Genomic DNA, 13,903 nt, shown 5'->3' on the forward strand with positions numbered 1-13,903 from the left:
TCATATCGGGGAGGGATGCTAACGCATGGCGGCCCGGGGACCTAGAGCCGGGGGGGACTTTGTTGGCCAAAATCTAGGCAAGGCCCTAAAAGCTTCGCGGGTGAACCCGCTCCCACAGGGACTGTGAATAACCCTGTGGGAGCGGGTTTACCCGCGAATAGGCCCTGTCAGGCACCAACCAGGGAAGGCTGGGCCTCGTTCTCCGGGTGCAACGGCAACAGCGGCGAATGCGGGTCGTTCTTGATCGATGCGCGCCACACGTTGATCCATTCCGCATTGTGCTCGGCCCAGACCTGCTCGTGCAGGCGGGTCAGCGCCACCGGGTCGCTGAGCAGGGCCAGGCGGGTATTGAGGTCCAGCCCTTGCGGCCCGACCTCCATCGCCTTGGCCACGCGCTCGACGCGCAGTGCCTCGATCGGCGCCGCCTGACCATGACGGGCAGTGGCCATGGCGCAGGCCAGGGCGTTCTGCCGCGGGTCGACCACAGCCCGCACGAAGCCGTCATGCAGGGCATGCCAGCGGTTTTCGTGGGTGTACTGGTCGGTGGCCAGCAGCTCCTGCGGAGTGGCGTATTCCTCGGGGATGAGGAACAGCTTCTCGTCCTTGGCCGCCAGGCCCAGGCGGGTACGGCTGGAGATCACCGAAACCGGGATCGACAGCACCAGCGAACCAACGATTGGCGCCAGCCACCACAGGAAGCTCGGGTTCAGCCAGGCCACCAGCGCCGCCCAGGCAATGCCCAGCAGGGTCTGCGGGCCGTGGCGGCGCACCGCTTCGCTCCACGGCGTGGAGTCGTCGTCACGCTGCGGCGAGTTCCAGGTCGCGGCCCAGCCGAGGAACGCGGCCAGCACGAAGCGGGTGTGGAAGATCATGCGCACCGGTGCCAGCAGCATGGAGAACAGCATCTCCATCAGCATCGACAGGGTGACCTTGATGCGCCCGCCAAACTCGGTCGCGCCCTTGGCCCAGATCAGGATGACGCTGAGCAGCTTGGGCAGGAACAGCAGCACGATGGTGGTCGAGAACAGCGCCACGGCTTTCTCCGGGTGCCACTGCGGCCACAGCGGGTAGAGCTGGTACGGCTCGATGAAGTACTGCGGCTCCATCAGCGTGTTGGTCGCCAGCAGCGCGGTCGACAGCACCAGGAACAGGAACCACAGCGGCGCCGACAGGTACGACATCACCCCGGTCAGGAACACCGCGCGGTGCACCGGGTGCATGCCCTTGACCAGGAACAGGCGGAAGTTCATCAGGTTGCCATGGCACCAGCGGCGGTCGCGCTTGAGCTCGTCGAGCAGGTTCGGCGGCAGTTCTTCATAGCTGCCCGGCAGGTCGTAGGCGATCCACACGCCCCAGCCGGCACGGCGCATCAGCGCGGCTTCGACGAAGTCGTGGGAGAGGATTGCACCGGCGAACGCACCCTTGCCCGGCAATGGCGCCAGGGCGCAGTGCTCGATGAACGGCTTCATGCGGATGATCGCGTTGTGGCCCCAGTAGTGCGACTCGCCCAGCTGCCAGAAGTGCAGGCCGGCGGTGAACAGCGGGCCGTACACGCGGGTGGCGAACTGCTGCAGGCGCGCATACAGGGTGTCCATGCCCGAGGCCTTCGGCCCGGTCTGGATGATGCCGGCGTCCGGGTTGGCCTCCATCAGGCGCACCAGGCTGCTCAGGCACTCGCCGCTCATGACGCTGTCGGCGTCGAGCACGACCATGTACTTGTATTCGCCGCCCCAACGACGGCAGAAGTCGTCGAGGTTGCCGCTCTTGCGCTTCACCCGGCGCCGACGGCGGCGGTAGAAGATACGGCCGAAGCCTTTGGTTTCGCGGCACACGTCCAGCCAGGCCTGTTGCTCGGCCACGGCGATGTCGGTGTCGTTGGTGTCGCTGAGCACGAAGAAGTCGAAGCGATCGAGGTTGCCGCTGGCGGCCACCGACTCGAACGTTGCGCGCAGGCCGGCGAACACGCGCGGCACGTCTTCGTTGCAGATCGGCATCACCAGCGCGGTACGCGCCTCGGGCGCGATCGGCTCGTTGCCTGCACTGCTACCCGAAATCTTGTACTTGTCACGCCCGGTGAGCAGCTCGAGGAAGCCCATCAGCGCGGTCCAGAAGCCCGCCGATACCCAGCAGAACAGGATGCCGAAGAGAACCAGGATGGACGTCTGCAAGGCATACGGCCAAACCTGTACCACGGTGTCCCACAGCGGCTGGTTGACGACTTCGTCAAAGTCCACGAACGACCAGCCCTGGTACGGCAGGATGCCCTTCATGTACCAGCCGGCAACGATGGTCTGGCCGATCATCAGCGCCAGCAGGATGTAACGGCGGATCGAGCCGACCGTACGCCAGCGGGCTGGCGGCAGCTCGCGCTTGGGCGGCTGCGGGGCGTTGGTGCGGCCGGTCATGCGCCGCCACATGCGGATCAGCACGTTGGTACGCCATGGCTCGGGCACGACCTTGGTGCGCTTGATCGGCGGAGCGATCTTCAGGCACAGGCGGCCGCTGCCGTCGACACCAAGCATTTCGGCGTCTTCCAGCTCGGCGGCGCTGCCTACGGTCAGGCGCGGGCCCACCGAGGCCTGCACGGCCTCGGCAGAGCTGGCGGCCGGGTTGGCCGCCAGGCGTTGGTGCAGCTCACTGAATGACGTGCAGCTGGCGAGTTCCGCCCGTTGCTCGTCGCTCAGTGGTAGGTGGGCCAGGTACTCGCGAAGCGATTCCGGCCTTGCGCTTGAGTTACTCATCGGCAGGCAACTGATAGCTCCAGGTCTCGGTCAGCACCTTCTCGGTGGTGGCCGGGGTCCCGTTGGTGGGCGCCGCATCGGCGGCAGGTTGTTCGGCCTTGGCAGCTTTCTCGGCCTTGGCTTGCTTGGCAGCAGCCTTGTCCTGCTTGGCGTCCTTGGCAGGCTTGGCGGCTTCGACCGGCACGTCACGCACCAGCGCGGCACGCATTTCGGTCGATTTGTTGGCTTCCTTGACCTTCAAACGCAGGGTCAGGCGCCAGCCCTTGGTCTCAGGGTTATAGCGCAGGTTGTTCTCGACCACCTCGGCGTTGTCGCCCACGCTGATCTGGCTGCGCACGGCGGTGTCTTCCGGCAGGGCGGCCAGCGCCGGGCCGGCGAAGTCGACCAGGAAGGCCACGCTGCCGTCTGGCTGGCGGATCAGGTTGGACTGCTTGACGTCGCCGGTGGAACGCAGGGTCTGCTTGACCCAGCCCAGCTCGGAAGCCTGGAACTTCGGCTCGTCGATGGTCCAGTGCAGGCGGTAGGCGTACTCGAATGGCTTGCCTGGCTCAGGCAGCTTCTCCGGGCTCCAGAAGGCCACGATGTTGTCGTTGGTCTCGTCGGCAGTCGGGATTTCGACCAGGTCGACGGTGCCCTTGCCCCAGTCACCCTTCGGCTCGATCCAGGCGCTTGGGCGCTTCTGGTAGTTGTCGTCGAGGTCTTCGTAGTCGCTGAAGGCGCGCTGGCGCTGCATCAGGCCGAAACCACGCGGGTTCTCGACGCTGAAGTTGCTCACGGCCAGGTGTTTCGGGTTGTTCAGCGGGCGCCACAGCCATTCGCCGTTGCCGGCATGGATCGACAGGCCTTCGGAGTCGTGCAGGGCCGGGCGGTAGTTGAGGACCTTGGACGGCTGGTTGGGGCCGAACAGGTACATGCTGGTCAGCGGGGCAATGCCCAGGCGGCTGACATGGTCACGCAGGAACACGCGGGACTGCACGTCGACCACGGTGTCGTTGCCTGGGCGCAGGATCAGCTTGTAGGCACCGGTGGAGCGTGGCGAGTCCAGCAGGGCGTAGATCACCAGGTGCTTGTCGGCCGGCTTGGGCTTCTCGACCCAGAACTCGGTGAAGCGCGGGAACTCCTCGCCCGACGGCAGTGCGGTGTCGATGGCCAGGCCACGGGCCGACAGGCCGTACACGTGGCCCTTGCCGACCACGCGGAAGTAGCTGGCGCCAAGCAGGGTCATGATCTCGTCCTGCTTGTCGGCCTTGTTGATCGGGTACAACACGCGGAAACCGGCGTAACCCAGATTCTTGGTGGTTTCCGGGTCGTGTGGCACGTCACCGAACTCGAAACGGTTCGGGTCGTACTTGATTTCCTCGACCTTGGTGGCGGTGACCTGGTTGATCTTCACCGGGGTGTCGAAGTGCATGCCCTGGTGATAGAACGACAGCTTGAACGGGGTCTTGTCCTTGGCCCACTCGGCCTTTTCCTGCAGGAAATGAATCTTCTGGTAGTCCGCGAACTTCATGTCGCGGAATACGGCCGGCAGGTTGCTTTTCGGTGCTTCGTACTTCTGGCCGGCCAGATCCTTTGCCTTGGCTGCAACATCGTCAAGATTGAATGCCCACAGCTGGCCCGCGCTCATCAGGCCGACCAGTGCCACACTGGCCATCAGGGCCTTGCGCAGCCCGGTACCGGGGATTCTTGATGCTTTTTGGGGACTAACAATCACGAGCAACCCTCGCCGAAAACAGATCATGAAACCAACGGCCAGCGACAAATGCCGGGTTGGCGAGCACTGTTCGGACCCCGTGAGGGCGTAATGATTCCCCAAACGGATCCAGACAATGCTCGAGTCAGAGTGAAACGAACCTGCGAACGCAGGTCCATGCAGCGCGCGATTATCCAGCAGGTCGCGTGACAACGCATCAGGCTGGAACAACTATTTATCGTACAAAACCCCTTGTTTTCCTGTGAACAAGGGGTTTTTTACACTCACATTTGTAACATAAATGTTACGGGGCCATCATTGACCAGGTGCACCTGCATGTCTGCGCCGAATTGCCCGCTTGCCACATCGGCGTGCCGGGCCTTCGCCTGCTGCAAAAGATAGTCGAACAACTCGGCGCCGAGGGCCGGTGGCGCTGCCGTCGAGAAGCTCGGGCGCATGCCGTTGCGGGTGTCTGCCGCCAGGGTGAACTGCGACACCAGCAACAAACCTCCCCCCACATCCTTGAGCGACAGGTTCATCTTGCCCTGCTCGTCGCTGAACACCCGGTAGTTCAACAGCTTGTGCAACAGTTTGTCGGCCTGCTCACGGGAGTCTTCAGGCTCGACAGCCACCAGCACCAGCAAACCCTGGTCGATGGCACCTACCACCTCCCCCGCTACTTCCACCCGCGCACCACGCACGCGCTGCAGCAGGCCCCTCATGCTTCTTCCAGGGGCAGGTCGAGCAGGCGCCGGGCCATCTGGTCGGCGGCACGCACCAGGGCATCGGTGATGCCCGGCTCGGAGGCCGCGTGGCCAGCGTCACGGATCACCTTCAGTTCGCTGTTCGGCCAGGCCTGGTGCAGCGCCCAGGCGTTGTCCAGCGGGCAGATCACATCATAGCGGCCATGCACGATCACGGCCGGCAGGTGGGCGATTTTCGGCAGATCGCGGATCAGCTGGTCCGGCTCGAGGAAGGCGTTGTTCATGAAGTAGTGGCATTCGATACGGGCGATCGACAGTGCACGCTGCGGCTCGGAGAAGCGATCGACCACCAGCGGGTTGGGACGCAGGGTGGCGGTACGGCCTTCCCAGGTAGACCAGGCCTTGGCCGCGTGCATCTGGGCGATCTGGTCGTTGCCGGTCAGGCGCTTGTGGAAGGCCGTGACCAGGTCACCGCGCTCCTCCGGCGGGATTGGCGCGATGTAGTCCTGCCAGTAATCGGGGAACAGGCGGCTGGCGCCTTCCTGGTAGAACCATTGGATTTCCTGGGGCCTGCACAGGAAGATGCCGCGCAGGATCAGGCCATGCACCCGCTCGGGGTGGGTCTGGGCGTAGGACAGGGCCAGGGTGGAGCCCCACGAGCCGCCGAACAGCACCCACTTGTCGATGCCAAGGTGCTCGCGGATGCGCTCAAGGTCCTCGACCAGGTGCCAGGTGGTGTTGTTTTCCAGGCTCGCGTGCGGCGTGGAGCGGCCACAGCCGCGCTGGTCGAAGGTGATGATGCGGTACAGGGTCGGGTCGAAGTAGCAGCGGCTCTGGGCGTCACAACCGGCGCCCGGGCCGCCGTGGATGAATACCACCGGCAGACCTTCTGGCGAGCCGCTTTCGTCGACATACAGCACATGCGGCGCTTCCACGGCCAGATCGTGCCGGGCGTAGGGTTTGATCTGCGGGTACAGGGTCTGCATTGCGCACTCCGTGTGAGGATTATTCGGCCGTGGGCCATCATAAACCTGAATTGCGCTTTGAGCACTGCCCGCGCTGATGCCGCCGCACCTCAAGGGCACATATATCTACCTCCAGCAGTTCAGGCAGGCCCGCGATAGTCCCTCGCCCCAAATCAAGCAAGGGCCTCGCCATGCCAACTGCAGTCACTGCCGTGCCTAGTGTTCATTACGCCACCATCGAGCGCAGAATCCCCACCTGGCTCAAGCAGGCTCCACCAGAAACCCGACTTGCGATGCGCAACTGGCATCAACCCCCTGCCTGGCTGGTGACGGCACTCCAGCAACAACCGGAAGTCGCCAAGGCATGGCAGGAAGAGCACGCACGCCACCGCGAGCACCAGGTGCAGGTGCACAAGCTGTTCGAACAGCTTCCGACCCTGGAAACCTACGCCGCCAAGGCACTCACCGAAGCCATCCAGCAGCGATTCAGGTTTGACCTGGATGTGCGCAACACCTACCTCGTCGATGCCCGCCTGATCGAAACGACCGACGCCATCGACAGCCGCCAGGCCGTCGACCGGGCTACACGTTCGCTGCTGCACTGCGCCTTGCACAACTTCGACCAGGCCGCCGCTGCCGAACACGGCATGGACGCGCCCGCCTCCCTGCTCAAGAGGTCGGTCATCGTCGATCACCGGCGCTTCATGGGCACCGTGCCGATCATCAATGCACTGGGTATCGCCGCCGAAGACTTCGCCGACTTGTGTCGCACGCTGGATATCGGCGGCAAGTATCACGAACAGGTACATGCCATCTACTACCCGGTGGCCACGCCGTCACTCGGCGCCGATGAAGCCGCACTGGCCGTTTATGAAATCTTGGGGCGTGCCGAGGTCTCGGCATTCCGGCAATCCCTGCATTTCGCCCGCCTCAAGGGTGATATCAGCGAAACGCTATATTCCGCCGCTCTCGCCACACCACTTGACCAGGCGCCATCGCCCTCTTCGCCGATGACATTCAGCTTGCTCGAGTTGTGGGAAGCCGAGCTGACCGGCGTTGTGCTCATTACCCTGCAAGCTGAAGGGCATCAGGCCGTGGCGCTGTACATCCCTGAAGACAGCACCACGCCCCTCAAGGAGTTCACCAGCCAGCAAGCCATGCACGACGAATTGCGCGACAGGCTCCAGGCCGATATCGGCTACCTGGACAGCCACCTCGCCGACCGCGACAAGGCGCGGATAACCACCCGCCTGAAGGACCGGCTCATGCCCCTCGCCTGGAGTGTCCGCGGCTTGCATGAACGTGTTCCGGACCCGCACGCCACCCTGTATCCGGTCATGAAGCCTTTCAGTTACGCCTTCCAAGGCGTGATGGCTTTCCAGAAGGCCCAGCGTCATGAAAAGGATGTGCTGTTCCACGCCACTCCCACCGAAATCGTCGACCGGCGCACCACGCAAGCCCACCGGGAACTGATCGCCGGCCGTGTGCTTACGGCCTTGAACATCGCCGGCTTCTTCGTGCCGGGGCTTGGCGAGGCAATGCTTGCCGTTTGCCTGGCCCAGCTGGCCCATGAGGTGTATGAAGGGATCGACGCCTGGGAAAACGACGAGCGTGATACTGCCTATGGCTATCTGGTCGATGTGATCGAAAACGTGGCCGTCATGGCCGCCCTCAGCGCAGCAGCCAAAGCATTGAGAGGCTCGCAGGGCAGCGAAACCGGCACGCCTTCGGAAGGTCCGGCGGTAGAAGAGCCAGAGGACGAGGAACCAGGGATAGCCCGTATTCCTGTAGAAACGCCTTCATTCATCGAAGAACTGGAAGACGTGGAAACATCCGATGGTCAGATGCGGCTGTGGAAAACCGACCTCACGCCCTACCAGAGCTTCGAGACACTGCCCCATGACCTGGTACCGGACGAACTGGGCCTACGGCATCACCAAGGCAAACGCTGGCTGGTACTGCAGGGCAATCAGTACATCGTCAGCCAAGCGCCAACGACTGGTGAATATCGTTTGCAACACCCTGCAAGTCCTCGCCGTTACCAGCCGCCAGTGCGGCACAACGGTGCCGGAGCATGGTTGCACGTTACCGATAAGCCACTGAGTTGGTCGGGCATGACACTCCTGCGCCGCATCGGCCACTTGAGTGGGCACTTCGACGAGCCGACGCTGCAACGGATTATCGCCGTCAGCGGCGTACACGAAGACGAGCTGCGCCGCGCCCTGGCCGAAAGCCAGCGGCTGCCGGCCTTGCTGGAAGACACCCTGCAACGTTTCAAGCTGGACGAAACGGTCCGCCAGCTGGCGGACGAGAGCACTCGGCCCGCTGAGTTTGCCAGGGCCTACGCCGGCCTTTCGCGCGACCTGGCGCCGGGCGCCGAGGCCATCCAGAGGGCGTATCCGAAATTGCCGTCAGCAGTCGCCAATGAGCTGGCGCGCGAGGCCAGTGCCAACGAACTGCAGATACTCGACAACGGCAAGGTACCACTGCGCCTTGCCGAAGAGGCCCGCATCTACCAGCAACAAATTCGCCTTGCACACGCCTGCGAAGGGCTGTACCTGTCCAGCGTGCCGAACTGGGATAGCGACCTGTTGATCGTGCATACGCTCGAACGCTTGCCAGGCTGGCCTGCACAGACCAGGCTCCGGCTGCTCCAGCGCATGTCCTGGCCGACCCAGGATCATGCCATAGGCACACTGGACACCCGCCCATTCAAGACCATCACCCATGCCCAGGCAGGGTACATCGTCCACGACGAAAGCCTGCCCAGCGCGGCGGTCAAGGTGTATTCAAGCCTTTACGCTGCATTGTACGAGGCACTGCCAGCGGCCATGGCAAGCATGGACGTCGCCGATCAGCAAGCGCTGCAGCGCCTTGTACAGGAAAGCCCGTTGCTGCCTCGCCCGGCCTTGAGGGTGCTGCTGGGCATGCAGCCCGTACGCCCAGGCTACCGTTCTCCCATGCGCCTGGCTGATGGCCGCCTGGGCTACCCACTCAGTGGCGGCGGCCCGGCCACCCATGGCATCACCCGCCAGCAGCTGTTCGAAGCTATCGAAGCCACAGGGCTCGCCGAACGCACCGGCCGCTCGGCGGATCAGGTTCTGCTGGCACTTGCCAGCCGCGGCCGTACGCAACTGCAGATATTCGAACATTTGCAGACACTACTGGAGCAGCGCAACGAGCTGCAAAGCAGCCTGGACGATTGGAGCGAAGCCATTTCGCCGGCAAGCGACCAGGCAGCACAGGACTACGACAGCCTGCGTGACTCGATCATGCAACATTGGTACGACACTGCGCTGGACAGCACCGGGCCCACCACCGAACTGCGTATCGCCCGCGTCCCCCTTGCCGACGTGCCCCTCACCTTGCCCGCTTTTTTCAACGCACGCGTGCGCAGCCTGAGCCTGATCGACTTACCGTCAGGGTCCTTGGCGGGCTGGGCGCAAAACGAGCGCCTGCTGCAACGCCTGCTCAGGCAGATGCCGCAGATCGAGTCGCTGGAAATCAGCCGTCCGTTTGACCCCAGGGCAACACCCTCGCCCTTCCTGTTCAGCGTGCCCACCATCACCGAGTGCCTGCCAGCGTTGCAACGACTGGTGCTCACCAACCAGAACATGACGCTCTCCGAAAGCGACCTGAACCTGCTGTCAGGGCTTCGCCAATTGAGATACCTCGACCTGAGTGGTAACCGGCTGGCGCAGAGCAACAGGCCAAGCTTCCATGAATTGACCCTGGATTACCTGGGCCTGGACCAGATGCAATTGGCCCAATGGCCGATCGGGATTGGCAGCGACGCCTTGGCGCGCATTGCCCACCTGTCATTGCGCCACAACAATCTCAGGTCGTTGCCCACGTTCCTGCTTCATGAAGCGGACATGCTGACCACGCCACCGGTGATCTCGCTGGAAGGCAACAGTATCAATGAATCCCACCTGCAGCGCTTGTTGCTGAACGAGCACGTCGACACCTCGGGTATCACCACGGACCAGCCAGCAGCACTTTCCGAACAGCTAGCACGCATTCGCGATGAGCGACGGCAGATGCGCGATGCGATCGATGGCTGGGCCCAGGCATCCAGTTCGAGCAACCCATTGACCCAGGCCGCACTGGCGGACAGGCAACGTATCGCGTCAGCAATCGATCAATTCTGGGAACAACAGGAGCAGGGCCAGTCATACCTGCGCCTGCAACTCGAGGACGTGGCCATCGAGCATTTCCCCAGGCGGCTTCCAGCGTTCTTCGGCGCCCGCGTACGTGCACTCAGCCTGACGCGGTTGCGAGGCAGCACCTCACAGCTCGATGAACTACTCAGCCGGTTCCCTAACATCAGCCGGCTGACCATCGATGCACACCAGGCCGCCATGCCCTCGCTGGCATCCGCCCTGGCTCGCCTTCCCCAACTCACCTACCTGGAGTTTCGCAACATGGGTCTGGAGGTCGACCAGGCCATGATGGACATTTTCGCAGGGCTGCGAAACCTGACCTCGCTGGACCTGTCGGGCAACCGGGCAGGCAGCATCGACCATGTGCCCGCATCGCTGGCCGGCAACCTGCAGTCACTCGCATTGACCAACATGAACCTGCAAGCCTGGCCCAGCTGGTGTGACAGTTTGCTGCCACTGGAACTTCTGGACCTGAGCTCGAACAACATCACCCAGTTGCCCGAGCACATCCTGACGAACCTGAACAATCCCATGCCAATCTCGTCGATCGCCTTGTTCGACAACCCGCTGCCTCTTGAAACCATCCTGCGGGTACGCACGTTCTCGGACAGCCAGCACAGCTATTCCTTTGCCCTGGATATCCCCGACGACCTGATGTTCTTCGACTCTTCCAGCGAAGGATCTCTCGACCACCCTCACTTCCCACTGCTGGGCGATGATACGCCCAGGCTGGAGGACTGGATGCTGGGTAGCGAAGCACAGAATGCCGCATTGCAGGACTGCTGGGAACGGCTCGAAGGCAGTGATCTGTTGCGTCTGGCGGGCCGTTTGCACAATGCCGCCCCATACGTTGACCCGAATACGCGAGCCACCTTCTGCGAACGGGTGCGCTTGATGCTGGTGGTGGCTGCAAGCAACGAAACCGAACGCCCGATCATGGAGAGCATCGCCGCAGCGGCATTGCCAGACCCGGTAACCGGCTCGCAGACCTGCCATGACGGAGCGCTGCAGGAGTTCAACAATATTGAACTGTACCTGATGAGCCAACGCCTGTTGGTCGACGCCGGCGATTCCCTGCAAGCACTGCGTCGTCGCCTGTTGCAGCTTTTCCGGATCGAACAGCTGGAGCTGCTGGCCAACCAACGGACCGGCTCGGGTGACCTGGTCTCGGTACGCCTGGCCTACCGCCGGGAACTGGCCAGGGAACTGGACCTGCCGATCGCCGACAGCATGCGTTTTCGAGGTGCTGCGAACCTGGCGCGCGATGAGCTATCCAGTGTGTTGGAAAAGGTCCGCAAAAGTGAACTGAGCGATGCACTGGTCGACTACATGCTGGCGAATACGGACTGGACCACGCGCCTGCGCGCCGAGTGTGCCGACCGCTTCGCCGAAATAGACGCACGTTTCCGCCTGCGGGTACTCGAGCTGGCCAGCAAGGACCACTCGCTTCAGGACGAGTTGAACTTGCAGCAAGGCCTGCAAGATGACAAGGACCAGGAAGAGAAGGAGCTACTGCGCGAACTTACCATCAAGCAGATCAACAACAACTGACCCGTAGTGACTGGCGACGCGCATGGCCTGCATCGCGTCGCCATTCTTACTGGCGAACTTCACCGCCCGTAATGCGCCTTGCCCCAGTCCAGCACTGCCTGCAGAAGCTGCTTCAACACCTCCTGTGTCGGCCGTGCCAGGTCTTCGCGGTAAGCGAACGGCTCGGCTTCTTCCATGTAAGTGCTCTGCGCCAGCTCCAGCTGCACCGCATGGATGTGATTGGCCGGATCGCCGTAATGCCGGGTGATATGCCCGCCCTTGAAGCGGCCATTGAGCACATGGCTGTAGCCTTGGGCCTGGGCGCACACCTCTTTCAGCCGTTCGGCCAGAGCCGGGTCGCAACTGGCGCCGTTGAAGGTACCCAGGTTGAAATCCGGTAGCTTGCCGTCGAACAGGTGCGGGATCAGTGAACGGATCGAATGGGCGTCCCACAGCAGGGCGTAGCCGAACTGCTCGCGCAGCCGCGCCAGCTCGCGACGAATCGTGTCGTGGTAGGGGCGCCAGATCTGCTCCAGATACTGCTTGCGCTCCTCGCCTGTCGGCACCAGCCCGTCCTTGAACAATGGCTCGCCATCGAACAGCGTGGCCGGGTACAGGCCAGTGGTGGCACCAACGTACAGCGGCTTGTCGTCATCCGGCCGGTTCAGGTCGATGACGAAGCGCGAATACTCCGCCGCCACCACGCTGGCGCCCATGTCACGGGCAAAGTCATACAGCCGTGGTATATGCCAGTCGGTGTCCGGGAGGCTGCGCGCCTGGTCGACCAAGCCGTCTCGTACCGCCGGCGACAGTTGCAGGCCGGCATGGGGCATGCTGATCAGCAGCGGCAGGCGCCCCTGGTGAAAACTCAGTACCTTGTCCATCGTGCCTCACTCAGTTGGAAATCTCGTGACCCTTGCGCACCACGCGCTTGGGCAGGTCGCCGCCCAGCCAGTAGGCCAGGTCGGCGGGGCGTTCGATCTGCCAGGCGACGAAGTCGGCGACCTTGCCCACTTCCAGCGAGCCGTGGCTGTCGCCCAGGCCCAGCGCCGTGGCGGCGTGCACGGTGACGCCGGCCAGGGCTTCTTCCGGGGTCATGCGGAAGCAGGTGCAGCCCATGTTCAGCATCAGCCGCAACGACAACCCTGGCGAGGTGCCGGGGTTGAGGTCGCTGGCCAGGGCAATCTTCACGCCGTGGCGGCGCAAAGCGTCCATCGGCGGCAGCTGGGTTTCGCGCAGGAAGTAGAACGCGCCCGGCAGCAGCACGGCGACCGTGCCGGTTTTTGCCATGGCAATGGCGTCTTCCTCGGTCATGAATTCCAGATGGTCAGCCGAAAGCGCCTGGTAGCGCGCCGCCAGGCTGGAACCGTGCAGCGACGACAACTGTTCGGCGTGCAACTTGACCGGCAGGCCCAGCTCGCGCGCCTTGATGAACAGCCGCTCGACCTGGGCCGGGGAGAACGCCAGGTGTTCGCAGAAGGCATCCACTGCGTCCACCAGGCCTTCGGCGGCCAGGGCCGGCAGCATTTCATCGCAGATGTGCGCGATGTAGTCGTCAGCCCGGCCGACGTATTCCGGCGGCAAGGCATGGGCTGCCAGGCAGGTGGCGCGCACCGCCAAAGGCAACTCGTCAGCCAGGCGCCGGGCCACGCGCAGCATCTTGCGCTCGTTGGCCAGGTCCAGGCCGTAGCCGGACTTGATCTCGATGGTGGTCACGCCATCGCGCATCAGCGCCTGGACCCGCTGGCGAGCACTGGCGAACAGCTCGTCCTCGCTGGCCGCGCGGGTGGCCCGCACGGTGCTGGCGATGCCACCGCCCTGTGCGGCGATTTCGGCATAGCTCACGCCCTGCAGGCGCTGCTCGAACTCGCCGCTGCGGTTGCCACCGAACACCGCGTGGGTGTGGCAGTCGATCAGCCCCGGGGTGACCCAGGCGCCGCCCAGGTCCACCGTACGCTCGGCATCGACCGACACCAGCTCGACGCGTGGGCCGATCCACTCGATCAGCCCGGCGTCGGTGACGATGGCCGCGTCCTCGATGGCCGAGTAACGGCCTTCGGCCATGGTTGCCACATGGCAGTGCTGCCAGACGGTTCTCATACATTGA

Annotated in this window: 7 protein-coding genes; 1 reads left to right on the forward strand and 6 read right to left on the reverse strand. The window is 63.5% G+C overall.

The window, feature by feature from the left end; translation table 11 throughout:
* Nucleotides 1-167: 167 nt before the first annotated feature.
* The 4 genes from mdoH to pip form a co-directional block, all read right to left on the reverse strand.
* Nucleotides 168-2,741: a glucans biosynthesis glucosyltransferase MdoH gene (mdoH, locus tag RIN61_RS09870; RefSeq protein WP_215520512.1), complete on the reverse strand. Its 2,574-nt coding sequence runs from the start codon at nt 2,739-2,741 to the stop codon at nt 168-170.
* Nucleotides 2,734-4,395, reverse strand: a complete 1,662-nt coding sequence (locus RIN61_RS09875; RefSeq protein WP_252378436.1) for a glucan biosynthesis protein G — start codon at nt 4,393-4,395, stop codon at nt 2,734-2,736. Before RIN61_RS09875 ends, mdoH begins: the two co-directional genes overlap by 8 nt.
* A 323-nt stretch (nt 4,396-4,718) precedes the next feature.
* Nucleotides 4,719-5,156, reverse strand: a complete 438-nt coding sequence (dtd, locus tag RIN61_RS09880; protein WP_025340925.1) for a D-aminoacyl-tRNA deacylase — start codon at nt 5,154-5,156, stop codon at nt 4,719-4,721.
* The gene (gene pip, locus RIN61_RS09885; protein WP_112249567.1) at nt 5,153-6,124 is read right to left on the reverse strand and encodes a prolyl aminopeptidase; all 972 of its coding nucleotides are present in this window, start codon (nt 6,122-6,124) and stop codon (nt 5,153-5,155) included. Before pip ends, dtd begins: the two co-directional genes overlap by 4 nt.
* A gap of 170 nt (nt 6,125-6,294) precedes the next feature.
* On the opposite strand from pip, the gene RIN61_RS09890 reads away from it, so the two are divergent.
* Nucleotides 6,295-11,817, forward strand: coding sequence for a dermonecrotic toxin domain-containing protein (locus RIN61_RS09890; RefSeq protein WP_313856960.1), 5,523 nt, complete (start codon nt 6,295-6,297; stop codon nt 11,815-11,817).
* Nucleotides 11,818-11,876: 59 nt separating this feature from the next.
* Here RIN61_RS09890 and hutG read toward each other — a convergent pair whose 3' ends face one another.
* Nucleotides 11,877-12,680, reverse strand: a complete 804-nt coding sequence (hutG, locus tag RIN61_RS09895) for an N-formylglutamate deformylase (RefSeq protein ID WP_112249571.1) — start codon at nt 12,678-12,680, stop codon at nt 11,877-11,879.
* Between the two features lie 10 nt (nt 12,681-12,690).
* Complete coding sequence (hutI, locus tag RIN61_RS09900; RefSeq protein WP_313856962.1) at nt 12,691-13,896, reverse strand: imidazolonepropionase; 1,206 nt, start codon at nt 13,894-13,896, stop codon at nt 12,691-12,693.
* Nucleotides 13,897-13,903: the final 7 nt, after the last annotated feature.

Source organism: Pseudomonas inefficax (assembly GCF_032164165.1).
GTDB classification, from domain to species: domain Bacteria; phylum Pseudomonadota; class Gammaproteobacteria; order Pseudomonadales; family Pseudomonadaceae; genus Aquipseudomonas; species Aquipseudomonas inefficax.

Excerpts from the sequence above, each read along its gene's own strand:
- mdoH (WP_215520512.1), bottom strand. The coding sequence starts at position 2,741 with ATGAGTAACTCAAGCGCAAGGCCGGAATCGCTTCGCGAGTACCTGGCC.
- RIN61_RS09875 (WP_252378436.1), bottom strand. The coding sequence starts at position 4,395 with ATGGCCAGTGTGGCACTGGTCGGCCTGATGAGCGCGGGCCAGCTGTGG.
- dtd (WP_025340925.1), bottom strand. The coding sequence starts at position 5,156 with ATGAGGGGCCTGCTGCAGCGCGTGCGTGGTGCGCGGGTGGAAGTAGCG.
- pip (WP_112249567.1), bottom strand. The coding sequence starts at position 6,124 with ATGCAGACCCTGTACCCGCAGATCAAACCCTACGCCCGGCACGATCTG.
- RIN61_RS09890 (WP_313856960.1), top strand. The coding sequence starts at position 6,295 with ATGCCAACTGCAGTCACTGCCGTGCCTAGTGTTCATTACGCCACCATC.
- hutG (WP_112249571.1), bottom strand. The coding sequence starts at position 12,680 with ATGGACAAGGTACTGAGTTTTCACCAGGGGCGCCTGCCGCTGCTGATC.
- hutI (WP_313856962.1), bottom strand. The coding sequence starts at position 13,896 with ATGAGAACCGTCTGGCAGCACTGCCATGTGGCAACCATGGCCGAAGGC.